General features: G+C 71.5%; 24 protein-coding genes. 12 read left to right on the top strand and 12 right to left on the bottom strand.

Annotated elements, in window-relative coordinates; genetic code table 11:
- From ACTT8P_RS27170 to ACTT8P_RS27145, 6 genes are all read right to left on the bottom strand, one after another.
- Nucleotides 1-2,194 (bottom strand): hypothetical protein (locus tag ACTT8P_RS27170; protein ID WP_442834390.1); only part of this gene is annotated, 2,194 nt, incomplete at its 3' end.
- A complete protein-coding gene (gene pstS, locus ACTT8P_RS27165; RefSeq protein WP_442834389.1) occupies nucleotides 2,191-3,903 on the bottom strand; it encodes a phosphate ABC transporter substrate-binding protein PstS in 1,713 nt (570 codons plus the stop codon). The genes pstS and ACTT8P_RS27170, both read right to left, overlap by 4 nt.
- The gene (gene pstA, locus ACTT8P_RS27160) at nucleotides 3,900-5,165 is read right to left on the bottom strand and encodes a phosphate ABC transporter permease PstA (RefSeq protein ID WP_442834388.1); all 1,266 of its coding nucleotides are present in this window, start codon (nucleotides 5,163-5,165) and stop codon (nucleotides 3,900-3,902) included. The genes pstS and pstA overlap by 4 nt, the downstream gene beginning before the upstream one ends.
- A 35-nt stretch (nucleotides 5,166-5,200) precedes the next feature.
- On the bottom strand, nucleotides 5,201-6,232 hold the full coding sequence (pstC, locus tag ACTT8P_RS27155) for a phosphate ABC transporter permease subunit PstC (RefSeq protein ID WP_442834387.1): 1,032 nt from the start codon (nucleotides 6,230-6,232) through the stop codon (nucleotides 5,201-5,203).
- Nucleotides 6,233-6,324: 92 nt separating this feature from the next.
- Nucleotides 6,325-6,669: a hypothetical protein gene (locus ACTT8P_RS27150; RefSeq protein ID WP_442834386.1), complete on the bottom strand. Its 345-nt coding sequence runs from the start codon at nucleotides 6,667-6,669 to the stop codon at nucleotides 6,325-6,327.
- A 243-nt stretch (nucleotides 6,670-6,912) separates the two neighbouring features.
- Entirely contained in the window at nucleotides 6,913-7,788 is an 876-nt protein-coding gene (locus ACTT8P_RS27145) for an MBL fold metallo-hydrolase (protein WP_442834385.1), read from the bottom strand.
- Between the two features lie 130 nt (nucleotides 7,789-7,918).
- Here ACTT8P_RS27145 and ACTT8P_RS27140 point away from each other — a divergent pair, with 130 nt between their 5' ends.
- Nucleotides 7,919-8,548 carry a CGNR zinc finger domain-containing protein gene (locus ACTT8P_RS27140; RefSeq protein WP_442834384.1) on the top strand — a complete coding sequence of 210 codons (630 nt, stop codon included), beginning with the start codon at nucleotides 7,919-7,921 and terminating at the stop codon, nucleotides 8,546-8,548.
- Nucleotides 8,549-8,592: 44 nt separating this feature from the next.
- On the opposite strand, the gene ACTT8P_RS27135 is transcribed toward ACTT8P_RS27140, so the two are convergent.
- The gene (locus tag ACTT8P_RS27135; RefSeq protein WP_442834383.1) at nucleotides 8,593-9,630 is read right to left on the bottom strand and encodes an NAD-dependent epimerase/dehydratase family protein; all 1,038 of its coding nucleotides are present in this window, start codon (nucleotides 9,628-9,630) and stop codon (nucleotides 8,593-8,595) included.
- Between the two features lie 103 nt (nucleotides 9,631-9,733).
- Here ACTT8P_RS27135 and ACTT8P_RS27130 point away from each other — a divergent pair, with 103 nt between their 5' ends.
- Nucleotides 9,734-10,594 (top strand): helix-turn-helix domain-containing protein, encoded by an 861-nt coding sequence (locus tag ACTT8P_RS27130; protein WP_442834382.1) that lies wholly within the window; start codon nucleotides 9,734-9,736, stop codon nucleotides 10,592-10,594.
- 316 nt (nucleotides 10,595-10,910) lie between these two features.
- Here the strand turns inward: ACTT8P_RS27130 and ACTT8P_RS27125 are convergent, their stop codons facing one another.
- Nucleotides 10,911-11,159, bottom strand: a complete 249-nt coding sequence (locus ACTT8P_RS27125) for a DUF397 domain-containing protein (RefSeq protein WP_442834381.1) — start codon at nucleotides 11,157-11,159, stop codon at nucleotides 10,911-10,913.
- Nucleotides 11,143-12,033, bottom strand: a complete 891-nt coding sequence (locus ACTT8P_RS27120) for a helix-turn-helix domain-containing protein (protein WP_442834380.1) — start codon at nucleotides 12,031-12,033, stop codon at nucleotides 11,143-11,145. The genes ACTT8P_RS27125 and ACTT8P_RS27120 overlap by 17 nt, the downstream gene beginning before the upstream one ends.
- 203 nt (nucleotides 12,034-12,236) lie before the next feature.
- Here ACTT8P_RS27120 and ACTT8P_RS27115 point away from each other — a divergent pair, with 203 nt between their 5' ends.
- Nucleotides 12,237-12,626 (top strand): ATP-binding protein, encoded by a 390-nt coding sequence (locus tag ACTT8P_RS27115; protein WP_442834379.1) that lies wholly within the window; start codon nucleotides 12,237-12,239, stop codon nucleotides 12,624-12,626.
- 320 nt (nucleotides 12,627-12,946) lie between these two features.
- Here the strand turns inward: ACTT8P_RS27115 and ACTT8P_RS27110 are convergent, their stop codons facing one another.
- Nucleotides 12,947-13,630 (bottom strand): PH domain-containing protein, encoded by a 684-nt coding sequence (locus ACTT8P_RS27110; RefSeq protein ID WP_442834378.1) that lies wholly within the window; start codon nucleotides 13,628-13,630, stop codon nucleotides 12,947-12,949.
- A 110-nt stretch (nucleotides 13,631-13,740) separates the two neighbouring features.
- On the opposite strand from ACTT8P_RS27110, the gene deoC reads away from it, so the two are divergent.
- From deoC to ACTT8P_RS27085, 5 genes are all read left to right on the top strand, one after another.
- On the top strand, nucleotides 13,741-14,706 hold the full coding sequence (deoC, locus tag ACTT8P_RS27105) for a deoxyribose-phosphate aldolase (protein ID WP_442834377.1): 966 nt from the start codon (nucleotides 13,741-13,743) through the stop codon (nucleotides 14,704-14,706).
- Between the two features lie 5 nt (nucleotides 14,707-14,711).
- On the top strand, nucleotides 14,712-16,166 hold the full coding sequence (locus ACTT8P_RS27100) for an aldehyde dehydrogenase family protein (protein WP_442834376.1): 1,455 nt from the start codon (nucleotides 14,712-14,714) through the stop codon (nucleotides 16,164-16,166).
- Complete coding sequence (locus ACTT8P_RS27095; protein ID WP_442834375.1) at nucleotides 16,159-17,046, top strand: aldehyde dehydrogenase family protein; 888 nt, start codon at nucleotides 16,159-16,161, stop codon at nucleotides 17,044-17,046. Before ACTT8P_RS27100 ends, ACTT8P_RS27095 begins: the two co-directional genes overlap by 8 nt.
- A 75-nt stretch (nucleotides 17,047-17,121) precedes the next feature.
- The gene (locus tag ACTT8P_RS27090; RefSeq protein ID WP_442834374.1) at nucleotides 17,122-17,370 is read left to right on the top strand and encodes a type II toxin-antitoxin system Phd/YefM family antitoxin; all 249 of its coding nucleotides are present in this window, start codon (nucleotides 17,122-17,124) and stop codon (nucleotides 17,368-17,370) included.
- A complete protein-coding gene (locus ACTT8P_RS27085) occupies nucleotides 17,371-17,622 on the top strand; it encodes a type II toxin-antitoxin system RelE family toxin (protein ID WP_442834373.1) in 252 nt (83 codons plus the stop codon). It abuts the gene before it with no gap.
- Here the strand turns inward: ACTT8P_RS27085 and ACTT8P_RS27080 are convergent.
- Nucleotides 17,605-18,030: a hypothetical protein gene (locus tag ACTT8P_RS27080; protein WP_442834372.1), complete on the bottom strand. Its 426-nt coding sequence runs from the start codon at nucleotides 18,028-18,030 to the stop codon at nucleotides 17,605-17,607. The genes ACTT8P_RS27085 and ACTT8P_RS27080 overlap by 18 nt on opposite strands.
- 192 nt (nucleotides 18,031-18,222) lie before the next feature.
- On the opposite strand from ACTT8P_RS27080, the gene ACTT8P_RS27075 reads away from it, so the two are divergent.
- Nucleotides 18,223-18,825, top strand: a complete 603-nt coding sequence (locus tag ACTT8P_RS27075) for a uridine kinase (protein ID WP_442834392.1) — start codon at nucleotides 18,223-18,225, stop codon at nucleotides 18,823-18,825.
- Nucleotides 18,826-19,038: 213 nt separating this feature from the next.
- Here the strand turns inward: ACTT8P_RS27075 and ACTT8P_RS27070 are convergent, their stop codons facing one another.
- Nucleotides 19,039-19,785 (bottom strand): SigE family RNA polymerase sigma factor, encoded by a 747-nt coding sequence (locus ACTT8P_RS27070; RefSeq protein ID WP_442834371.1) that lies wholly within the window; start codon nucleotides 19,783-19,785, stop codon nucleotides 19,039-19,041.
- Nucleotides 19,786-20,009: 224 nt separating this feature from the next.
- Between ACTT8P_RS27070 and afsQ1 the strand changes: the two genes are divergently transcribed.
- The 3 genes from afsQ1 to ACTT8P_RS27055 are packed head-to-tail and all read left to right on the top strand — an operon-like array spanning nucleotide 20,010 to nucleotide 22,962.
- Complete coding sequence (afsQ1, locus tag ACTT8P_RS27065; RefSeq protein ID WP_158075115.1) at nucleotides 20,010-20,687, top strand: two-component system response regulator AfsQ1; 678 nt, start codon at nucleotides 20,010-20,012, stop codon at nucleotides 20,685-20,687.
- On the top strand, nucleotides 20,684-22,255 hold the full coding sequence (locus ACTT8P_RS27060) for an ATP-binding protein (RefSeq protein ID WP_442834370.1): 1,572 nt from the start codon (nucleotides 20,684-20,686) through the stop codon (nucleotides 22,253-22,255). Before afsQ1 ends, ACTT8P_RS27060 begins: the two co-directional genes overlap by 4 nt.
- Nucleotides 22,255-22,962: a hypothetical protein gene (locus ACTT8P_RS27055; protein ID WP_442834369.1), complete on the top strand. Its 708-nt coding sequence runs from the start codon at nucleotides 22,255-22,257 to the stop codon at nucleotides 22,960-22,962. The genes ACTT8P_RS27060 and ACTT8P_RS27055 overlap by 1 nt, the downstream gene beginning before the upstream one ends.
- Nucleotides 22,963-22,989 lie beyond the last annotated feature (27 nt).

Genomic DNA, 22,989 nt, shown 5'->3' with positions numbered 1-22,989 from the left:
CCGCGGTGCCGCCGGCGCCGGTGCCGCCGGCGGCGCCGGTCCCGTAGCCGCCGGCGCTGCCGCCGCCCGATCCGCCCGTGCCGCCCGGCCCCGGCGACTCGGCGGTGTCCGCCACGCCCTTCTCCAGCTGCCCGGCGGCCTGCTCGGCCTGTTGCCGCAGGGCGGCGGGCAGCGGGGCGTACCCGGCCGGCAGGTCACCGGCGGCGGTGCCCCGGGCCTGGCCGGCCCCGGCCGCGTACCGGATCACCCGGGCGTAGTCCTGCCGGGCGTCCTTCGCCTGGTCCAGCGGGGCCGCCGCGTACACCACGGCGGTCAGCGGATAGGCGCCGTCCGTCATCCTGGCGGGGTCGTTGGCCTTGACGCCCGCGACCGCCGAGTCGGGCATCCGGGCGACCGCCTTGAGCAGGGACGCCTCGGTCGGCTCCACGTACTCGCCGTCCGCGTTGGGCAGGGCGGCGGTGCCCAGCTGGTAGCGGGCGGCGGAGGCGAGGTCCACGAGACCGAACTGCCGCTGGGAGACCGAGGCCGGCCGGCCGGCCCTGGTCCAGTTGGCGACCTGCACGCTGACCGTGCATTCGTAGGCGGTGCCGATGTCGCCGCGGCGGATCTTCACCGCCGCCTCGTGCATGTCCTGGGCGTAGGGCACCACGTCGGACCCGGAGCGGCTCATCGTCTGCGTCGAGCCCACCGGGCCGCACGGGATCTCGGTGGGCGTGAGGTCGGTCATGGGGTAGTAGTCCAGACCGTCCGTGATCACCTCGGCCTCGGTGTACTTCGGATTGAGCACCATTCCCCAGGGGTCCGGCTTCCCCGCCAGGAATTTCTTCGCGTCCGGGTCGGCCAGGATGTATTTCCAGAGCAGCGCGGCGGAGTCGCTGTTCTCCGACGTGACCACCAGACCGATCGGGGAATGGAAATCCTGCCCCCCGAAATCAGGGTTCAGTTTTTTGAATTCGGGGTCCGCCGCGATATACCGCGGATTGGCGCCGAGATATGCGGGCATGGCCTCCTGCGAGGAGACCAGGCTGCTGCCGTAGGACTGGGTGAGCGCCTTGGCCAGCAGCCGCTGGTTGAGCTTGACGTCCTCGAGCGGCTGGTAGTTGTTGGTCCCGTCCTCGTACATCCAGACGAAGCCGATCGACAGACCGCTGACCGCGACCGGCGCGTGCACCACGGGCGAGGCGCCCTCGGCCGGCCGCACGGGCCGTACCGTCATGGCGAGCCCGCCCGAGGTGGCGCCCGGGGACAGCAGGGTGTCCCTGGCCTCCAGCTCGCCCTGCTGGCTGTAGGTGAAGCGGCCGGCACCGCTTCCGCAGAGCGCGGCCTGCCACGAGGTGACCGCGTCCGTGGCCAGTTCGGAGCCCATGATCTGCCGCTCCGGCAGGTCCGGGTCGCAGCTCTGCGCGACCGGCTCGAAGCCGAGGCGGAAGACGATCCGCTGGTCCCAGTTGGTCTTGCTGAGGGCCGAGGTGAGGTTGGCCCGGTTCGGGTCCGAGGTGCCGTCCGGCTCGTGCGCGCCCCGGGGCACCACGACCAGCCAGCACGGCTGGACCGCCCCGCCCGCGGTCCGGCGGGCGCCGCAACCGAGGTACTCCGCCTCCGCGGCGGACTTCACCTCGAAGACCGTCTCCCCCGCGCCGCTGCCGTCGTTGGGCAGCCAGGCCAGCGAGTTGGTGTCCTCGGAACCGAAGTAGGTGGTGTCCAGCGGCGAGCTGGTGGTCGCTCCCGTCACCGGCCGGAAGGGGACGTAGGGCCGTCCGAACTCGTCCTGGACGGTGTCGTCGCTCGCCGCCTCGCCGGGGTCCGGCAGCACACTGGAGTCCACGAGCCGACCGCTGCCCAGCGGGACCTTGGCCTCGTTGCCGAACTCGCACTGCGTACGGTCCGGGCCCTGCTCCGGATCATCGCCCCAGCACTGCATGACCTGCATGAAGTGGTACTTGCCGTCCGAGGGCGCACCGCCCGTCCAGGACACCTTGACGCCCTGCCAGCGCAGCCCCTGCGTCTGGTGCACCGTGACCTCGAGATCGGAGAAGTCGTCGTACTTCCCCTTCGGCCCGCTCTTGGTGACGGCGGAACTCTCGGCTGTGGCGGCCTGCGCCTGGCCGGCCCCTTCGGGCAGCGGCACCAGCGCGAGGACGACCGCGGCCAGCAGGCTCCCCACGCCCAGCCTGGCACGTACTCGTCTGCTCATCGGCCCTCTCCTCTGCGGCGGGTGCGTGCCGCGAGGGCACGTGCGGTGAGCGGCGGTGCGACGACCACCGCGACAAGCAGGACCGCGGACAGCGCCATCAGCGCGCCGCGCATCCCGAAGGCGTCGGCGGCGGCGAGGCCGACCGGGTTGGCCACCACGGAGCTGTCGCCGGTGCCGGCGCCGTCGCCGATCACCTCGCCGGTGTCCGGGTCGACCACGCCGCCGGTGGTGGCGCCGGACGCGGCGCCCGCGCTCTCCTCGGCGTCCGGCGTGCCGTCACCGTCCGCGTCGGTGCCGGAGCCGCCGGCGCCACCGCCCCCGGAGCCCGAGCCGCCGGCACCGCTGCCGCCGGCACCGGAACCGGAGCCGCCCGAGGACGAGCCGCCCTGGGCGCCCGGCTTCACCGGCGTGTCCGTGCCCGCCGCGCCCGCGGTGCCGTCGGTGCACTGCGTCGCGCCCTTCTTGTCGCAGCTCTTGGGGTGCGGCGCGTTCTGGATCAGGGTGTTGGTGCCGCCCGAGAAGGTCGGGTTGCGGCACTCGTTGATGTTGATGGAGGCGGTGGGGGCGCCCGGTACCTTGCGGATCTGGTCGAAGCCCGCCTGGACCAGGTTCTTCGGCAGCGGCGAGTAGCCGAGGTCCTCCGCCTGCTGCTGCCCGTCGCACAGGAAGTAGCGGCTGAAGGTGGCCAGCGAATTGCCTTTGGCCTTGGTGAAGCCGCCCTCCACGCCGGTGGGCAGGATCATGTAGCTGTAGCTGGACAGCGGGTAGGTGCGGTCGTCCTTGTTGCCGTAGACGCCGTCGAGGATCTGGGTCAGGTAGTTGACCGACTTCTTGTTCTGGTTGATCTGCGCCTCGGTCAGGGCGACGGCGACGCTGGCGGCGGTCGGCTCGACGTAGTAGCCGGCCTTGTTGAGCACCTTGGCGACCGGGAAGCCGGTGTTCTTGGCGTAGGAGTACTCGACGTAGGTGATGGCGCCCTCGCCGGACGCCTGCCGGACATGGCCCGAGACGCCCAGCGAGCCGGACTTCGAGACCATCGCGGAGCCGCTGAGCAGCGGGTAGTTGGAGGTCATGCCGCAGTTGCCGCTGCCCCGGCCGGTGCGCGAGCAGTAGTTCGACCAGATGGCGCCGTGCTCCTTGGACATCCAGGTGGTGAACTGCGCGCTGGTGCCCGAGCCGTCGGAGCGGACCACCGGGACGATGGCCCGGGCCGGCATGGTCAGACCCGGGTTGTCGGCGCGGATCGCGGGGTCGTTCCAGCGGGTGATCGCGCCGGTGAAGATCTTGGCGACGGTGGCCCCGGACAGCCGCAGGTTGGTGACCGTCCTGCCGTTGATCTTGAGGTTGTACATGAACGCCGTACCGCCGGCCACGATCGGCATGTACGCGTAGCCGCGCCCCGGCGGCTGGTCGGTGATGCCCTGTTCCTTGAGCCCGTAGGGGATCTCGGAGACGGCGAAGTCGACGGTGTTGTTCTTGAACTGCTCGCGGCCCTGTGAGGAGCCGTTGGCGGTGAAGTTCACCGTCATGCCGTAGTTGGCCTTGACGTTGCGGACCCACTGCTGGACGGCGTTGGAGGACCAGGTGGAGCCGGAGCCGGTGATCTTGGCGTAGGAGGCCGCGGCGGCGGGCGGGGCGTGCACGGCCAGCAGCGCGCACAGCAGTGACAGCACGGTCGCCGCCAGACGGAAGCGGGTGGCGGGTTTCACGAGGATCTCCCTGTTCGGGTACGGAGGGAAACGGGACCGGCGGCGGGCCGGGGCCCGCGCTCGGCGAACCGGCGCGCGTCCCGCCGGGACGCGGTGACCCGGCGGTGCTCCTGGCGGCGGGTGAGCTGCCCCGGCCCGCGCCCGCCGAGGATCCGCGCGGCGACGAACAGCAGCAGCACCATCACCATCAGCAGCGAGGCGGTGCCGAAGCCGCGCGCGACCATGGTCGGCTCGGGCGACTTGACGAACTCGAAGGTGGCCAGCGGCAGGGAGACCATCGGGCCGGACAGCGGGTCGAGGTTCATCTCCGAGGTGAAACCGGCGGTCAGCAGCACCGGGGAGGTCTCGCCGATGCCGCGCGCGGTGCCGAGGATCACCGAGGTGGTCAGGCCCGAGCGGCAGGTCGGCAGCACCACGTGCCAGGCGGTGCGCCAGCGCGAGGTGCCCATCGCGTACGCCGCTTCCCGCAGCGTGCCCGGGACCAGCCGAATGACGACGTCGGCGGCCCGGATGATGATCGGCAGCATCATCACCGACAGCGCGAGCGAGGCGGCGAGGCCGGACTGGTCCATGCCGATGCCGAGGATCACGGTGGCGTAGATGAACAGTCCGGCGACGATCGACGGCAGCGCGGTCATCGCCTCGACGACGGTGCGCACGAACCGGGCGAACGGGCCGGGCACCTCGTTGAGGAAGACCGCGCAGACCAGGCCCAGCGGCACGGTGACGACCAGCGCGATGACGATCATGATGAGGGTGCCGGCCGCGGCGTGCAGGGCGCCGCCGACACTGAGCGGCTCCAGCGGGCCGGCCAGTTCCATGTCCTGGGTGAAGAAGTTCAGGTGGACCAGCGCCTTGCGGCCCTCGACCAGCGCGTAGCCCACCACGACGGCGAGGATCGCGACCATCAGCAGGCCCATCGACCGCACCACGGCCGCCGCGATCCGGTCCACCACCGCCGGTCCGCTCTCGTCGAAGGAGACCAGCAGCGCGTACAGCAGCAGGAAGAAGCCGTACGCCATGACCACGAAGCCGACCGTCCCGTCGAACGGCAGCAGCCAGCGGAACAGCAGCCAGGTCAGCGACAGCGCGGCGGCCGACGCGCCGAGCACGGCGTACACGTCGGTGTCGCGCAGCGAGGTGAGGGCCCGGCGCGTCTCGCCACCGTCCGGGCCGGTGGTGCGCGGCGGCCCCGGCAGCGTCGTACGCGGCGGCGGTCCGGGCGCCCGACGCGCACCGGGCGCTTCAGGGGCAACGGTCATGGTCGCTCTTTCCTGTCTCTGGGCTGTGGGCGGGCTCAGGCGTCGCTGCTGGCGCCCGAGCGGGACCGGGCGACGATCGAGGAGGCGGCGAAGTTGACGATCAGCGTCATGACGAACAGGGCGAAGCCGGCCGCCATCAGGGCCGACATGCCGAAGCCGCTGGCCTCGCCGTAGCGCAGCGCGATCAGCGAGGAGACGGAGCTGGAGCCGGACTGAAGCACATGCCACTGGATGTCGAAGGTCAGCGAGATGATCATGAAGACGGCGATGGTCTCGCCGAGCGCCCGGCCCAGGCCCAGCATGGTGCCGCCGATCATGCCGCCCTTGCCGAACGGCAGTACGACGGAGCGGATCATGCCCCAGCGGGTGGCGCCGAGCGCGTAGGCGCCCTCCCGTTCACCGGCCGGGGCCTGGGAGAACACCTCCCGCATGATCGAGCAGACGATCGGCGCGATCATCATGCCGACCACCAGGCCGGCGATGAAGGTGGAGGAGGTGTAGAGGCTCTCCGGCGCCAGCGGGTCGTCCGGGTCGGCGCCGGTGACGTCGAAGACCGGTATCCAGCCCAGGTAGGCGGAGATCCAGCGGGCGGTGGGCAGCACCTTGTCCTGGAGGAAGAAGACCCCCCACAGGCCGTACACCACCGACGGTACGGCGGCCATCAGGTCCACCACGCTGATGAGCGTCTGCCGCAGCCGGGCCGGGGCGTACTCGGAGATGTACAGCGCCGCGCCGGTGGCCAGCGGTACGGCCACGCCGACCGCGACGGTCGCGATCAGCACCGTGCCGACCAGCACCGCCGCGATCCCGAACCGCCCGGCGTCCGGCGCCCATTCGGCGGTGGTCAGGAACGACCAGCCGGCCCGTTCCAGGGCCAGCCAGGCCCGGTACAGCAGGAACCCGCCGACCAGCAGCATGACGGTCAGGACGAGCCCGCCGCCGGAGCGCAGCAGCAGCCGGAACAGCCGGTCGGGCAGGCCCGGATCGGCGTACAGCCGTCTCGGTACGTCGTCGGTGCCGGGGCCGGCCGCCGCGAGCCGTGGTCTGGTTCTTCTCAGCGAACGCACGTTCCCGACGCTCCGGGCCCCCGGTGGCCGCCGTACCTCCCGAGAGGTGAACCAGAAGTGCCCTGGGGGCAACTTCGGTCACGGCGACCGGATCAGGCATCACCCCATAACTCGGGCCCCGAGTACCGTAATTGCGGCAGCGTCGCGCGGAACCGCTCGTAGGACGTACGGCAGGTCGCGTGCCGTTCGTAGGTCCGCGCGGAACCGGCCACATGGCGCCCGGCCCGGTCCCAGACCGCCCACACCCAGCCGCCCTCGGTACTGTGCTGCACCCCTCCGCCCACCTCGGCGTACCGCTCGCACAGCCGCACGAAGGCGGCGCGACACCGGTCGTGGGTGTCGTGCGAGGTGAGCGACACCGCGACCGGCCGCCCGTTCGGCGCCACCAGTCGCCAGCCGAATCCTCCCGCGCCGTCGATGTCGATCAGACATCTCATGCCCGCTGCCGGGACGGCAGGTCTCGCCGTCTCCTCTGACCGCTCCAACTTCCCCACCCCCGTCGCCCGAGAACGAGAAAATGTGCAGGTAAGGAGCTACGGGCGACAGAAGCAATCTAGTGAGACGGCGGTGACGGCAGACAGGCCAATCCGGTCAGCGGGGCCACGCTTCATATCGAAGTATCCCCTAGGCAACCCGTAGGTAAGACAAAGGGAAAGCGCTCCCACGACGACGGCCCCGGCCTACCCGTCGGCGAAGAGCCGGCGGGCGCTGAGCCAGATCGCCCAGGGGTTCACCCGGTCCGGATACCGCTCCTTCAGGGCGTTGAAGAACTCGGTGGCGTCGCCCGCCCGGTCGAGGACGGCGGCAGCGGTGTCGAGGTAGCGGCGCGTCTCGTCGATGTCCGACGGCAGGTCCGGCCGCCGGGTGTCCTTGTGGCCGGCGATCACCACCCGCGGGTCGAGGCCGGCCACGGCGTCGAGGGCGCGGTGCCAGGCGTCCAGACCGCCGTCCCGCCCCTCTCCCACGTACTGGTGCGTGTTGTTGTAGACCACGTCGCCCGCGACGACGAGGCCGAGCGAGGGGACGTGGAGGACGCTGGTGTCGTCGGTGTCGGAGTGGCCGACCGCGACGGCGAAGAGCTGGTGGCCGTCCAGTTCCAGTCCCGCGGCGGGCACGGCGGTGCCGTGCACGGTGACGGGCGGTTCGGGCAGGGCGTCACCGAAGAAACCGGTGTAGCGCTCGGAGATCCGCCCGCCCGGCGTCTCGCGGGCGATGCGGGCCAGGGTCTGGCCGGTGGCGACGACGGTCGCCTCCGGGAAGGAGCGCAGGAGGTGGTTGGTGGTCAGGAAGTGATCGGCGTGCGCGTGGGTCAGATAGATGTAGCGCAGCGGGACGCCCTGGGCCTTGACCCACTCGGTGAGCGCGTCGGCCTGGGCCCGGGTGATCGGCGGGTCGGTCAGCAGGGCCTCGGTCGGCCCGTGGACGAACGTGTGCGACAGCGACGACCACCGCGACGGACCACCGTCCGGCGCCGGCGGGCTCGCGGCGGGCACCATCCCCGAGACGAAGACCTTGTGATGCAGGTCGGAAGGCGGGCGCGGGCGCTCGTCGGCCATGACAGTTCCCTTCGGTTCAGCGATCGACGCAACCGTAACACGAACACCTCTGTCACCTGATGGCTCGCGGCCGACCGGACGGCTCGACTGGCTGAGCTGATGCGCGCGCGAACGCAGGTATGCTTCTGTCATGTCGGAGAACCGCTCAGCACCGTGCGGCAGTGCCGCTCCGCGCATCGGGGACGGCGGCGCCGGCCGCTTCCGGGTCGCGGCGGCGCCCGGTGACCTGCGCGTGGTGCAGGACCTGCTGAACACCGCGCCCGTCCCCAAGCGCCGCGGTGACGTGCCCGACCTCCTGGACGCGCCCGACACCGCCGCGCTGTGGCTCGGCGGCCATGGCATCGGGGGCGGCGACCCGGCGGTGGGTCTGGGCCGGCTCCGGGAACTGCGTGATGTCATCCGCGGGTCGCTGATCGCGCGGGACCACGGCCCGGACGGCGGGGACGGCGCGGCGCGCACGGGCGTGGAAGCGACGGTGCGCCTGCGGCTCGCCCCCGACGGCACCGTGGACTTCGCACCCGGCCCTCCCGGCATCCCGGCCCTCGTCGACCGGGTGCTGGCCGCGCTGTACGACGCGCAGCACGCCGGAACCTGGCGGCGCATGAAGATGTGCCGCAACCCGGAGTGCCTGGTCGCGTTCTGGGACAGCTCGCGGAACACCAGCGGTGTCTGGCACTCCGTGAAGACGTGCGGGAACGCCGCGAACCTGCGCAGGTCGCGGGCCCGGCGAGCCGCCGTGCGTCCGCCCGCCGGGCAGTGAGCGCCCGCGCCGAGCCTCTCTCCACCGCGTGTGCCGGCCGGCTGTCAGGCCGTCTTCACGAGGCCCTTGGCGACGAGGCTCCGCGCCGCGGCGACGACGGCCGACCCGGGGTCGCGCGGCACCCATCCGAGCACGGTGCGGGCCTTCGCGTTGGAGGTCTTCCGCGCGTACCCCAGGTCGGGAGCGATGTGCCGCAGCTCCGCGGAGAAGCGGGCTCCCGTCCGCACGGCGAGGTCCGGGATGCGGCGCCGCGGAACGTTCGGGGCCAGGTCACCGAGGTGCGTCCTGATGATCGCCCCGATCTCCCGCATGGCGATCGCCGGACCGTTGGAGAGCAGGAAACGCTGGCCGGCGGCGTCCTTCGCGGCCATGGCGAGGAGGTGTGCGGCGGCGACGTCGCGCACGTCCACGATCGGGAAGAAGAGGTTCGGGAAGCCGGGCAGGTCGCCGTTGAGGATGCGCTGGACGAGCTGGTTGGAGCCCGACACGTCCTGGCCCATCACCGGCCCCATCACGGCGACGGGGAGGGTCGTGACGAGTTCCAGTGATCCGCCTTCGGCCCGCACGAAGTCCCACGCCGCACGCTCGGCCAGGGTCTTGCTCGCTCCGTAGGCGTCGACCTCGGGGGACGCGACATCGGTCCAGTCGGCTTCGGTGAAGACGTGGTCGTCGTGCGGGTGGCCCCAGCCGACCGCGTGGAACGCCGAGGTGAGGACGGTCCGCGCGACGCCGGCGTCCCGGGCGGCGCGCAGCACCCGCAGGGTCCCCTCCCGGGCGGGCACGACCAGTTCGTCCGCGTCCTCGACATGTCCCGGCCGGACCGGAGAGGCGACATGGAGGACGAAGTCCACGCCGTCCATCGCCTCCGCCCACCCGGCGTCGGCGGTGAGGTCGGCGGTCACGATGTCCAGCGCCTCCTCGTTCACCATGCCCGCGTCGGCGAGCACGGCCCGTGCGACTGCCGCACGGTGCGGTGCGCGGACGGTGGTGCGCACGAGGTAGCCCCGTTCGAGGAGCTGGAGGACACAGTGCCCGCCGATGAATCCGGAGCCGCCGGTGACAAGTACGCGTTGCTGGGTCATGGCCGCCATGGTGCGGGCCGGTTCCGGTCACTGCCAGCGTCCCCGCTGTCCTGGGAGCGGCAGGACCAGGCACGGGTGCGCACCGGAGGGCTACGGTGGACGCGTGGGCGACGAACGCAATCTGCTGGGTGACTTCCTGCGCGCCCGGCGCGAGCTGGTCACCCCGGAACAGGTGGGGATCAGCGCCACCGGTGTGCGGCGGGTGCCGGGGCTGCGTCGCGAGGAGGTCGCGACGCTCGCCGGGATCAGCGCCGACTACTACCTGCGCCTGGAGCAGGGACGCGATCGCCGGCCGTCCGCGCACGTGCTCGAGTCGATCGCCGGGGCCCTGCTGCTCGACGAGGAGATGAGCGCGTACCTGGTCGGGCTGGCCGCCGACACCGGCGGGCGGCGCCGTCGCGTCCCCGAGGAGAGGGTCCCGTCCGGCGTGGCGAGGCTGCTCACGGTCCTGCACCTGCCGGCCTTCGTGGAGGGCCGCTGCCTCGACGTCCTGGCGGTCAACCCGCTCGCCACCGCGCTCTCCCCGAGGCTCGTCGTCGGAGCCAACCGGTTGCGCGACGTCTTCCTCGACCCCGCCGAGCAGGCGCTCATGCCGGACTGGGAGCAGGCCACCCGGGGCCTGATCGCCGGCTTCCGCCAGTCCGTCGGCACCGACGTCGACGACCCGCGGGTCGTCGCACTCGTCGGGGAACTCTCGATCGCCAGCTCCCGGTTCCGCCGGCTCTGGGCACGCCACGACGCCAGGCCCCTGCACAGCGGGCGCTCGCGCTTCGACCACCCCCAGGTCGGCGAGCTGGTCATGAACAGCGAGAAGCTGCTCCTGCCCGGGACCCGCGACATGAGACTCGTCGTGCTGCACGCGGACGCCGGAAGCGGCAGCGCCGAGAAACTCGCCCTGCTCGCCTCCGCGACCCTCCCGCCGGCGGACACCGGTCACCGGGGAGTCCGGGCTCCCGGGGAGTGACCCGGCCGCGCCGGGCGCCCACCACGGGCGCCGGTGGCGGCTCGACCTCGGCATCGACACGGTCGGCGCAGCCCACGCCTTCGAGCCCTGCTTCGACACCCTCGGCCCCGGCAGCACTCCCGTGTTCGTCGGCATCAACCGCGACGGCATCCGCTTCGAGGCGGGGCGTCTCCTCTAGGGCACCGAACGCCTCGCGGGCGGCTCGGGGGAGGGCCCGCCCATGGTGCGCCGGATGCTCGACATCAGCGCCGCGCATCACATCATGGCGGACGTCGAGGTCGTCCCGGCCCACGAGGTCAAAACGCCCTGGACCGGTCTACTGCCCATGCCCAAGCTGTCGGTCCGGCAGGTCGAACACGCCGTGCTTCACATCACCGATGAACGCACTCATCGTCTCGTTGGTGAAGCGCAGCACACCGCCGGCCTTGTTCTTCGTGTCACGGAAGGCGGCGCCGGTGGCTATCCGCGCGGCCTCGACGCAGTCACTGCCGCTTCCGGCCCCCGAGTAGGAAGACTTGAACCAGGACGTCTCATCAATGGACTCGTTGTCAGTCGTGTCGCGCACGGCTCATCTCTTTCTTGGCACTTCTGATGAAATCTGTCGAATCAAGCGGAGAAAGGGCCAGCTTCCGCAGGGTGTCGATGGTGCTTTTTGCTTCCTTGATCTCCCTCTGACTCGATCGGAACGTCATGCCCGTCTGAGAATCTTGCACGACGACAGGCTTCTCGCCCTCGCCACCGAACTCCAGCAGATGCGCCATGTGCATCACGGTGACCGGTCGATCGAAAGGGATGACGCGAATAGTCACAGGGCAGGTCTGCACGTCTTGGAGCAGCGCATCGAGTTGCTCCACCATCACGTCGGGACCGCCGATCTCCTGGTGCAGAGCTCCGGCCGCGAGAATGAACTCCACGGGCGTCGGCTCCGGCTTTTCGAAGATTCCGCGACGCTTGCGACGCGCCTCGACTGAGCGTCCAACGGCGTCCGGCGACAGGACCGAACCCGCCATACCGGTCGTCAGTGAACGAGCATAGTTTTCGGTCTGCAACAACGCCGGAATGTTCACAGCGCATGTGGTGATACTCCGTGCAGCGTCCTCATATGCGATGAACTGGATGAGACTCTCGGGCATTACTTCCTGAAAGTCGGTCCACCAGGCGCTCGCAATGGACATGCCCTCGGAACGCATGGTGGACAGCGTGGCCCGGGTGACCGCATCCACGCCCAGAAAACGGCAGATCGTTCGCCACTCGTCGTCCTTGGGCCAAGTCTCTCCCCGCTCAATGCGCGAGTAGCGGTGGTAGGTCTTCAGACCCAACGCTTTGGCCAGGTCGATCTGCTGGACCCGCTTGCCCTTGCGGAGCGTGTTCTCCCGCACGCGCTTCAACTCCCGGCCGAAGCGCTGACGCGCGGCTACTGCCGCGGTGTTGACCGCCATGATCGCCCTCCTCCGCCCGCCGACCATCCTGCGCAGCGTAGCGCGAGGGGCCCGAATCGTGGCACGTCCGGAGGGAAAACCGACCATGGAGTTGCGTACGCAGTTACATACACATCAGACTCTCGACTACGCACCGCACGGAACTCGTCACGGTGCGCGTTCGACTTGCGCGGTTGGCTGACAGCCGCGCGCTGGAGGCTGCCATGCACACAGAACAGCACCACCGACAAGACGTGTTCGCGGAGAAAAACTCGTTTCCGAGGCTGCCGGCTGCAGTCGGCCTGGCGCGGGACTGGGTGTCGAGGGCCTTCCTGCGGGTCGGCGGCACCGAGGAGCAGGCGTTCACCTGCGCGCTGCTCGTCAGTGAACTCGCCACGAACGCGGTCCTTCACGCCACCGGCGAGCACTTCGAGGTCACGGTGTGGCCCTCGGGTGCGGTCGACGTGAGAGACGGATCGTTCAGCGAACCGGAGCCGAGATCCTCCGGGGAGGACGACGAGGGCGGTCGAGGGTTGCAGCTCGTAGCCGGGCTGTCCCGGCACGTCGAGCTGATCCCGGTCTCCGATGGGAAAATCATCAGGTTCTGGCTATGAGACCGACAGTTCGATCTCTCGCGTCTCGGCAAGGAGAACAACAGTGACCAGCAGAGCACGCAGCCGCACAGAGGTGTGCGCACTCATCGGCGTCTTCGGCGTAGCCGTCTGGGTTGGCACTGCCACCCTGATCGCCTGCGCCGCCGACCGTCGGCCATGCCGCCCTGCGCGGTGCCCCGGATGCGTCGGGGACGGCTTCCCGCGCTCCGGCGAGTATGCGTTCTGGCGGCTCGCGATGCCCATTCAGCGAACGGGTGATGGGTAGTCAGGTCCAACCCGGAGTGCCGCTCTTCCTGGCGACGCTCCGGCAGACGACACCCTCAACCAACCCCGAGCAGCACCCCCAGCAACACCGCCCCCGCCGCCGTAGGCGCGAGAATCTCCCAAGCCCAGCGCACGCTGATCTCACCCTGCGCCGTCTCCGCCTGCCCCCGTGCCTCCAGCAGGCCCCGGATCTCGTCCATCACCTTGTCGGTCTCCGCCCGTACCGGCCCGTCCGCGACCTCGGCGGCGGCCGCCCGCTGGCCGGTGAGCCCGAACCCGCCGCGTCCGGCCGCGCCCCGGCCGTCCCCCGCCGTCCGCCGGGCCTCGCGCCGGGCCGCCTTCTTGCGGGCCCGCAGCGAGACGGGGACGGACCACAGCTGGTACTTGGCGCCGGAGTCGGCGACGACCTCGTTGGAGTAACCGGAGCGCAGCGCGGTGATCCGCCCCCACGGCAGGACGACGATCCGCAGCGGGTTGCGCAGCCGCAGCCGGTCCTCCCCCGCGAACACCGCCGGGCGCAGCGTGTAGGCGACCACCAGCGGCACCACCAGCAGCAGCGCGGCGAGCGCCAGCCACGGGGTGCGGCCCTCGCCCGCGACCACCGCGTCGATACCCAGCCACAGCACGATGGCGAGCAGCAGCACACCGCCGGCGATGCCCGCCGGTGAGCGGTAGACGCGGTCCTTGGTCTCGGGCACCGGGGGCTGCGGTGCGGGTGCGGGATGCTCCGGGGTCGTCATGTGCCGATTGTGCCCGACGCCCGCGCGGCGGCTGCTCCGTGGGCCGGTACGCGGAGCCGGTCGCGGGGCTGTACAGCCGCTACGCGCGTAGATATGCTCGCCTGGTGACCATGCCCACCACTGCACCCGCACCCGGCACCGCCGCACTGGCCGGCGTCACCGCGTCCGACGGCACGCTGCGCCGCTTCCTGCACGGACTGCCCGGCGTCGACGCGGTCGGCCTGGAGTCCCGGGCCGCCGCGCTCGGCACCCGTTCGATCAAGACGACCGCGAAGGCGTACGCCCTCGACCTCGCCATCTCGATGGTCGACCTGACGACGCTGGAGGGTGCGGACACCCCCGGCAAGGTCCGGGCGCTCGGCGCCAAGGCGGTCCGCCCCGACCCGACCGACCGCACCGCCCCGGCCACGGCCGCCGTCTGCGTCTATCCGGACATGGTGCCCGCCGCCAAGGAGGCGGTGGCCGGCTCCGGCGTCAAGGTCGCCTCGGTCGCCACGGCGTTCCCGGCCGGCCGCGCCTCGCTCGCCGTCAAGCTGGCCGACGTGCGCGAGGCGGTGGCGGCGGGCGCGGACGAGGTCGACATGGTCATCGACCGGGGCGCGTTCCTCGCCGGGAAGTACCTGAAGGTGTACGAGGAGATCACGGCCGTGAAGGAGGCGTGCGGCACGGCCGCCCGGCTCAAGGTCATCTTCGAGACCGGCGAGCTGTCGACGTACGACAACATCCGCCGCGCGAGCTGGCTCGGCATGCTGGCCGGCGCCGACTTCATCAAGACGTCGACCGGCAAGGTCGCGGTCAACGCCACCCCCGCCAACACCCTCCTGATGCTGGAGGCGGTGCGGGACTTCCGGGCCGCGACCGGCGTCCAGGTCGGCGTGAAGCCGGCCGGCGGCATCAGGACGAGCAAGGACGCCGTCAAGTTCCTCGTACTGGTCAACGAGACGGCCGGCGCCGACTGGCTGGACAACCACTGGTTCCGCTTCGGCGCCTCCTCGCTCCTGAACGACCTGCTGATGCAGCGCCAGAAGCTGGCCACCGGCCGCTACTCCGGCCCCGACTACGTGACGGTGGACTGATCACCATGGCACCCGCATCCACATCCGCATCCGCGTTCGAGTACGCACCGGCGCCGGAGTCCCGTTCGGTCGTCGACCTCGCGCCGTCCTACGGCCTCTTCGTCGACGGCGAGTTCACCGAGAGCGCGGGCGGTGACCTGGTCAAGACGGTCAGCCCGGCCACCGAGGAGGTGCTCGCCGAGTACACCCGGGGCACCGCGGAGGACGTCGACCGCGCGGTCCGCGCCGCCCGCAAGGCGTTCGAGACGTGGTCGGTGCTGCCCGGCGCCGAGCGCGCGAAGTACCTCTTCCGCATCGCCCGGATCATCCAGGAGCGCAGCCGCGAACTGGCCGTCCTGGAGACCCTGGACAACGGCAAGCCGATCCGGGAGACCCGCGACGCCGACCTCCCCCTGGTCGCCGCGCACTTCTTCTACTACGCCGGCTGGGCGGACAAGCTGGAGCATGCCGGCTTCGGCCGGAACCCGCGCCCGCTCGGCGTGGCCGGCCAGGTCATCCCGTGGAACTTCCCCCTCCTCATGCTGGCGTGGAAGATCGCCCCGGCCCTGGCGACCGGCAACACGGTCGTCCTCAAGCCCGCCGAGACGACCCCGCTCTCCGCCCTGTTCTTCGCGGACATCTGCCGCCAGGCCGGCCTGCCGCGCGGCGTCGTCAACATCGTCACCGGCGACGGCCGCACCGGCGCCGCGCTGGTCGCCCACCCCGACGTGAACAAGGTCGCCTTCACCGGCTCCACGGCCGTCGGCAAGGAGATCGCCCGCACGGTCGCGGGCACCGCCAAGAAGCTCACCCTGGAGCTGGGCGGCAAGGGCGCCAACATCGTCTTCGACGACGCCGCGCTCGACCAGGCCGTCGAGGGCGTGGTCAGCGGCATCTTCTTCAACCAGGGCCAGGTCTGCTGCGCGGGCTCCCGGCTGCTGCTCCAGGAGTCGGTGCACGACGAGTTCCTCGACCGACTCAAGCAGCGCCTGACCACCCTCCGCCTGGGCGACCCGCTGGACAAGAACACGGACATCGGCGCGATCAACTCCGCCGAGCAGCTCGCCCGTATCACCGCCCTCGCCGACCAGGGCGAGGCGGAGGGCGCCGCGCGCTGGTCCCCGGCCTGCGAACTGCCCTCCGCCGGCTACTGGTTCGCCCCGACCCTGTTCACGAACGTCACCCAGGCGCACACCATCGCCCGCGACGAGATCTTCGGCCCGGTGCTGTCGGTGCTGACCTTCCGCACCCCCGACGAGGCGGTCGCCAAGGCCAACAACACGCCGTACGGCCTGTCGGCGGGCATCTGGACCGAGAAGGGCTCGCGGATGCTGGCGGTCGCGAACCGGCTGCGGGCGGGCGTGATCTGGTCCAACACGTTCAACAAGTTCGACCCGACCTCGCCGTTCGGCGGCTACAAGGAGTCGGGCTTCGGCCGCGAGGGCGGTCGTCACGGCCTGGAGGCATACCTCGATGTCTGACCGACTGTCTGTCCTGAAGACCTACAAGCTGTACGTCGGCGGGAAGTTCCCGCGTTCGGAGAGCGGCCGGGTGTACGAGGTGACGAGCGCCAAGGGCGCGTGGCTGGCGAACGCGCCGCTCTCCTCCCGCAAGGACGCCCGGGACGCGGTGGTCGCGGCCCGCAAGGCGTTCGGCGGCTGGTCCGGCGCGACGGCGTACAACCGGGGCCAGGTGCTCTACCGGGTCGCGGAGATGCTGGAGGGCCGCCGGGCGCAGTTCGTCCAGGAAGTGGCGGACGCCGAGGGGCTGTCGAAGTCCAAGGCGGCCGAGCAGGTGGACGCCGCGGTGGACCGCTGGGTCTGGTACGCGGGCTGGACCGACAAGCTCGCCCAGGTGCTGGGCGGCGCCAACCCGGTCGCGGGCCCGTACTTCAACCTGTCCGCGCCGGAGCCGACCGGCGTGGTCGCGGTGCTGGCCCCGCAGGAGTCGTCGCTCCTCGGCCTGATCTCGGTCGTCGCGCCGGTGCTCGCGACGGGCAGCACGGCGGTCGTGGTCGCCGCCGAGAAGTCCCCGCTCCCCGCCCTCTCCCTCGCCGAGGTACTGGCCACCTCCGACGTCCCCGGCGGGGTCGTCAACCTGCTCTCCGGCCGGACGGCGGAGCTCGCCCCGACCCTCGCCGCGCACCAGGACGTCAACGCGATCGACCTGACCGGCGCGGACCCGGCGCTGGCGACGGAACTGGAGATCGCCGCGGCCGACAACCTGAAGCGCGTCCTGCGTCCACAGCCTGTGGACAACTGGACGGCGTCCCCGGGCCTGGACCGCATGACGCCCTTCCTGGAGACGAAGACGGTGTGGCATCCGACGGGGGCGCTGGGAGTGTCGGGGTCGTCGTACTGATCTGCGGTTGACGCAGGAAGAAGGAGAAACATTAATCTAGTGCACTGAATAGGCATCTCGTGTCATCATCGAAGCATGACCGAGATTGCCATCAGCGCCGCCCGTGCCCAGCTCGGCGACCTCGTGCGCCGAGCCGCGCACGGCCGCGAGACCATCGCCCTCACCGACCACGGACACGTGGCGGCCCTCCTCGTATCCCCTCAGGTGATAGAGGATCTGGAAGACGCCCTCGCCGTCGCCGACTACCAGCGACGCAAGGCCGAGGGCACCCTTGGGCCGGGCATCCCGCACAACGAGGTCGGCCGGATGCTGGGGCTGCGGTAAGTGACCTGCACGATCATCTGGGAACCACGCGCCACGAACTCGGCGACGCGGTTCCTCAAGGAGGACCCGACCGGCCTGGCAGCCGTCTACGAAACAGTTGACGCGCTGGCCACACACCCCCGCCCAGCCGGGTCCGTCGCGTACGGATCACCGGACGTACGGCGCCTACACGTCGGTGATTACCGCGTCCTGTACGTCATCGACGACGCCGTGATCCACATCTTGGTGACCCGCCTAGGCCGCACCCCCTGAAGCTCCCCCCAACACCCCCGCCATCCGCCCCACCCCCGGCAGGCTGCCGATCGACGGGGCCTGGGCGATGGGGTGGGTCAGGGCGGTGGAGGCCAGCGGCTGAAAGTCGGCGACCTGGGTGCCGACGCCGTTGTCCAGCGGGTCGACGCCGGTGCCGGCCAGCGGGTTGGGCTTGAGGCCGGCCACCGGGCCCGTGACGTAGGGGAGCGCGGTCCGGGCGGCCTGGAGACCGGCCGCCGGGTCGATCTTGCCCAGCGAGGTGGGGCGGGTGTGCACCACCCCGGCGAGGCTCTGGGCCTCGTCGGCGGCGGCCGTCGCCGCGCCCGCCCCCACGGCCGCCCCGGCGACGGCGAGGACGGCCAGCGCGCGCTGGACGGACGGGGTGTGGGGGGACGCGTGTCGGGCCATCGCTGCTGCCACCTCTTGCTGTCGAACGACTGGGGGTGCCACTGCGGCACTGCTGAGCGTAATCGAGTCGACGCGAAGCGTAGTTGACGTGTGACGCGCGCTTCAAAGCCGACCCGCGGGGTCGAGCGTCCGCCGTCCGATGCCGCACACTGGTGTCCCGTGACCTCCCATCCGCCCATACCTACCCGAGTCGTGCTGCTCTGCGGCCCCTCCGGCTCCGGCAAGTCCCTCCTCGCCGCCCGCTCCGGCCTCCCGGTCCTGCGGCTCGACGACTTCTACAAGGAGGGCACGGACCCGACGCTGCCGCTGGTGCCGGGGAGTTCGGACATCGACTGGGACCACCCCGGCTCGTGGGACGCGGACACCGCCGTCGCCGCCGTCGCCCAGTTGTGCCGCACCGGCCGTACCGCCGTGCCCGTCTACGACATCGCGCTCAGCGCCCGCATCGGCGAGGCCACCGTCGACATCGGGCGGACCCCGCTGTTCATCGCGGAGGGCGTCTTCGCCGCGGAGATCGTGGCGCGGTGCCGGGAGCTCGGCGTGCTCGCCGACGCGCTCTGTCTGAGCCGCGGTCCGCTGACCACCTTCCGCCGCCGCTTCCTGCGGGATCTGCGCGAGGGCCGCAAGTCGGTGCCGTTCCTGCTGCGCCGCGGCTGGCGGCTGATGCGCGAGGAACGGTCGATCATCACCCGGCAGACGGCGCTCGGCGCGCACGCCTGCGACCGGGACGAGGCGATGGGCCGGCTGGCCGCCGCCGCGGCCGGACGGTGCGCCACCACCCGTACGGCGGCCTGACCGGCGTACCCGCCCACCGGCACGCACAACGAAGCGGGACTGGACGGACCCCCCGGCCCTCCAGTCCCGCTTCTTTCCCCCGTACCCCCGTACGGTCCCCCGTGTTTCCCCGTTCCCCCGTGTCCCCCGTGGTGCATCCCCCGTGAGTAAGAGCCCGGTCCTGCCCCCCTGATACACCCGGGCCCGTACTTTTTTCCGCCCCCCTCGGACCGGTCAGGCGACCAGTTCGCCGAAGGCGTCCTCGCGGTCACGGCCGAAGCTGAGCACCTCGTCGTCGCGCAGCCGGCGCAGCGAGCGCCAGATGCTGGACTTCACCGTGCCGACACTGATGCCGAGGATGTCCGCGATCTCCGGGTCGGTGCGGCCCTCGTAGTAGCGCAGGACCAGCATGGTGCGCTGGAGTTCGGGCAGCCGGGCCAGCGCCTGCCACAGGACGGTGCGCAGCTCGGTGCCGCGCATCGCGTCCGTGTCGCCGGGCGTCTCCGGCAGTTCCTCGGTCGGGTACTCGTTGAGCTTGCGGCGCCGCCAGGCGCTGATGTGCAGGTTGGTCATGGTGCGGCGCAGATAGCCGCCGACCGCCGCCTTGTCGCTGATCCGGTCCCACGCCCGGTAGGTCGAGAACAGCGCGCTCTGGAGCAGGTCCTCGGCCTCGAAGCGGTCGCCGGTCAGGTGGTAGGCGGTGGCGAACAGGGAGGCACGGCGCTCCTGGACGTAGGCGGTGAACTCCGCCTCCGACAGCGAGCGCCGCTCCCCCGGGTCCTCCCCGTACGCGGTCCCCCCCTGGGACTCCCCCGTGTTCGCGTCAACCACCGACATGTACGTCGTCGGATGCTGACGCCCGGCCCCGCGAGCGCACCCCCGCCCGCTCACGGAGCCGGACTTCTCACAACCCCGGTGTCCGTTCACGTCGTGCAGACGCGTGATCACTGCGCTGGTGCTGGTGCGAGTCAGCGTGTTCATCATGCGCCCCCCGTCGTGGAGTTCCCGGTGTTCGGCTTGCGGTCCTGCTGCTGCCGAGAACTCTGCCGGGGGCACTTCATGGCCGTGTCCGCCGACTGTCACAGACCTGTCACAAGGCCCGGTCACCGCGAAACCACGGTTCCTTCACAGCACCCGGCGGTAGGAAGAGCCGATTGGCGACCCGCCGGTCGAACCGCACCCCCCGCATGGGCCAGAATGAGCCCGTGCCTTCCCTGTTGCTGATCGAGGACGACGACGCCATCCGCACGGCCCTGGAGCTCTCTCTGACGCGCCAGGGCCACCGGGTGGCCACCGCGGCCAGCGGTGAAGACGGTCTGAAGCTGCTGCGCGAGCAGCGGCCGGACCTGATCGTGCTGGACGTGATGCTGCCCGGCATCGACGGTTTCGAGGTGTGCCGCCGCATCCGGCGCACCGACCAGCTGCCGATCATCCTGCTGACCGCGCGCAACGACGACATCGACGTGGTCGTCGGCCTGGAGTCCGGCGCCGACGACTACGTGGTCAAACCGGTGCAGGGGCGGGTCCTGGACGCCCGGATCCGGGCGGTGCTGCGGCGCGGGGAACGGGAGTCCACCGACTCGGCGACCTTCGGCAGCCTGGTCATCGACCGCTCCGCGATGACCGTCACCAAGAACGGCGAGGACCTCCAGCTCACGCCGACCGAGCTGCGACTCCTCCTCGAACTGAGCCGGCGGCCCGGCCAGGCGCTGTCCCGGCAGCAACTGCTGCGCCTGGTCTGGGAGCACGACTACCTGGGCGACTCCCGGCTGGTGGACGCCTGTGTGCAGCGGCTGCGCGCCAAGGTCGAGGACGTGCCGTCGTCCCCGACGCTGATCCGTACCGTGCGCGGCGTGGGCTACCGGCTGGATCCGCCTCAGTGACCCAGGACCAACCGCAGGACCGGCAGAGGTTCTGGTCGCGGCTGCGCTTCACCAGTCTGCGGCTCCGGCTGGTCGTCGTCTTCGGGCTGGTGGCGCTCACCGCCGCCGTGTCCGTCTCGGGCATCGCGTACTGGCTGAACCGGGAGGCGGTGCTGACCCGCGCCCAGGACGCCGTGCTGGGCGACTTCGAGCAGGAGATGCGCAACCGGGCCGGGTCGCTGCCCGAGCACCCCACCGAGGACGAGCTCCAGCACACCGCGGGCCAGATGGCCAACAGCAGCCAGCGGTTCGGTGTGCTGCTGGTCGCCGAGACCACCGGCGGCAGCGCCGTGACCGGCAGCGCGGGCGGGCCGGACGGCTTCTCGCTGTCCGACGTACCGGCCTCGCTGCGCACCGCGGTGGACAAGAAGCAGAAGGTCACCGACGCCAACAAGTCCGCGTACCACCTCTACTGGCAGCGGATCGTGCTGGCCGACACCCCGTACCTGGTGGCCGGCAGCCGGGTGGGCGGCGGCGGGCCGACCGGTTACATGCTCAAGTCGCTGGAGCCGGAGGCCAAGGACATCGACTCGCTGGCCTGGTCGCTGGGGATCGCGACCGCGCTGGCGCTGGTCGGCTCCGCGCTGCTCGCGCAGGCCCTGGCGACGACCGTACTGAAGCCCGTGCACCGGCTGGGCACCGCCGCCCGGCGGCTCGGCGAGGGCCGGCTCGACACCCGGCTGCGGGTCTCCGGCACCGACGAACTGGCCGATCTGTCCCGGACGTTCAACAGCGCCGCCGAGGCGCTGGAGAAGCGGGTCGAGGACATGGCGGCGCGGGAGGCGTCCTCACGGCGGTTCGTCGCGGACATGAGCCATGAGCTGCGTACGCCGCTGACCGCGATCACCGCTGTCACGGAGGTGCTGGAGGAGGAGCTGGAGGCGGAGTCCGGGTCGATGGACCCGATGATCGAGCCCGCCGTCCGGCTGGTGGTCAGCGAGACCCGGCGGCTGAACAGCCTGGTGGAGAACCTGATGGAGGTCACCCGCTTTGACGCGGGTACCGCCCGGCTGGTCCTGGACGACGTGGACGTGGCCGACCAGATCACCGCCTGCATCGACGCCCGCGCCTGGCTGGACGCGGTCGAGCTGGACGCCGAACGCGGCATCCACGCCCAGCTGGACCCGCGCCGCCTCGACGTGATCCTGGCCAACCTGATCGGCAACGCGCTCAAGCACGGCGGGTCGCCGGTGCGGGTGTCGGTGACCGAGGTGGCCGACGAGGTGGTCATCGCCGTGCGGGACCACGGGCCCGGCATCCCCGAGGACGTCCTGCCGCACGTCTTCGACCGCTTCTACAAGGCGAGTGCCTCCCGGCCGCGCTCCGAGGGCAGCGGGCTCGGCCTGTCCATCGCGCTGGCCAACGCGCACATCCACGGCGGTGAGATCACCGCGGGCAACACCCCCGAGGGCGGTGCGGTGTTCACCCTGCGACTGCCCCGGGACGTCTCGGCGCCGGCGGAGTCCGGTGCCCCGGACTCCCGGGCGGCGGGCGACGGCAGGGACGCGAAGGGACAGGGACAGCGCTGATGACCGTACGCACCGCACGCGCCGTACGCGCCGCCGGCACCGCCGGCACGGTACGCGCGGTACGCCGCCGGCCGGGTCGTCTGCTGGCGCTGCCCGTGCTGGCCGTACTGCTCGCCGGGTGCGGCATCCGGGCCACCGAGGTGCCGACGGACTTCGGGCCCGCGCCCTCGCGGGTGCGCTGCTCGCTCGCCGAGCCGGGCGCGGCCACCGGGGCCGCGGCGGGCGTGGCCGTGCGGGTGTTCCTGCTGTGCGGCTCGTCGCTGGTGCCGGTGGACCGGACGGTACGGGTGCCGGACGGCGCGCGCGGCGCCGAGCGCCGGGTCGCGGTGGCCAGGGGGCTGCTGAGCCAGCTCGCCGCGCCGCCCTCGGCCGCCGAGACGGAGGCCCGGTACACCACCGACGTGCCCGGCGGGATCACCGTGACGGGGCCGCGCGACGGCGACCCCGGCGGCACTCTGCGACTGAGCACCGCGCCGGACGACCTCACCTCGTACGCCCTCGCCCAGGTGGTCTGCACCTTCGCCGACTCGGCCGCGGTGGCGGACGACGGCGCGGTGGTGCTGGGCGGCCCCGACGACCGGGCCGCGCGCCGGTACGCCTGCACGGACGAGGTCCGCACCCGACCGGGCAGCAACGAGCCGCCGTCCGCCGCGGCGAGTTCGGCGTCCTCGGCGGCCACGGGGACCACGGGGACCACGGCGGACTGAGCGGGGCCGGGTCGGCAGTCGGCATGC

The organism is Streptomyces sp. JW3, from assembly GCF_052216785.1.
Classification (GTDB): Bacteria; Actinomycetota; Actinomycetes; order Streptomycetales; family Streptomycetaceae; genus Streptomyces.
Note: the sequence above shows the minus strand (reverse complement) of the source record. Positions and strands in the feature narration are given on the sequence as shown.

Bases quoted from the DNA above. Each gene is read 5' to 3' on its own strand.
- pstA (WP_442834388.1), bottom strand. From the start codon at position 5,165: ATGACCGTTGCCCCTGAAGCGCCCGGTGCGCGTCGGGCGCCCGGACCG.
- ACTT8P_RS27150 (WP_442834386.1), bottom strand. From the start codon at position 6,669: ATGAGATGTCTGATCGACATCGACGGCGCGGGAGGATTCGGCTGGCGA.
- ACTT8P_RS27145 (WP_442834385.1), bottom strand. From the start codon at position 7,788: ATGGCCGACGAGCGCCCGCGCCCGCCTTCCGACCTGCATCACAAGGTC.
- ACTT8P_RS27140 (WP_442834384.1), top strand. From the start codon at position 7,919: ATGTCGGAGAACCGCTCAGCACCGTGCGGCAGTGCCGCTCCGCGCATC.
- ACTT8P_RS27135 (WP_442834383.1), bottom strand. From the start codon at position 9,630: ATGACCCAGCAACGCGTACTTGTCACCGGCGGCTCCGGATTCATCGGC.
- ACTT8P_RS27120 (WP_442834380.1), bottom strand. From the start codon at position 12,033: ATGGCGGTCAACACCGCGGCAGTAGCCGCGCGTCAGCGCTTCGGCCGG.
- ACTT8P_RS27115 (WP_442834379.1), top strand. From the start codon at position 12,237: ATGCACACAGAACAGCACCACCGACAAGACGTGTTCGCGGAGAAAAAC.
- ACTT8P_RS27110 (WP_442834378.1), bottom strand. From the start codon at position 13,630: ATGACGACCCCGGAGCATCCCGCACCCGCACCGCAGCCCCCGGTGCCC.
- deoC (WP_442834377.1), top strand. From the start codon at position 13,741: ATGCCCACCACTGCACCCGCACCCGGCACCGCCGCACTGGCCGGCGTC.
- ACTT8P_RS27100 (WP_442834376.1), top strand. From the start codon at position 14,712: ATGGCACCCGCATCCACATCCGCATCCGCGTTCGAGTACGCACCGGCG.
- ACTT8P_RS27095 (WP_442834375.1), top strand. From the start codon at position 16,159: ATGTCTGACCGACTGTCTGTCCTGAAGACCTACAAGCTGTACGTCGGC.
- ACTT8P_RS27090 (WP_442834374.1), top strand. From the start codon at position 17,122: ATGACCGAGATTGCCATCAGCGCCGCCCGTGCCCAGCTCGGCGACCTC.
- ACTT8P_RS27080 (WP_442834372.1), bottom strand. From the start codon at position 18,030: ATGGCCCGACACGCGTCCCCCCACACCCCGTCCGTCCAGCGCGCGCTG.
- ACTT8P_RS27070 (WP_442834371.1), bottom strand. From the start codon at position 19,785: ATGAACACGCTGACTCGCACCAGCACCAGCGCAGTGATCACGCGTCTG.
- ACTT8P_RS27055 (WP_442834369.1), top strand. From the start codon at position 22,255: ATGACCGTACGCACCGCACGCGCCGTACGCGCCGCCGGCACCGCCGGC.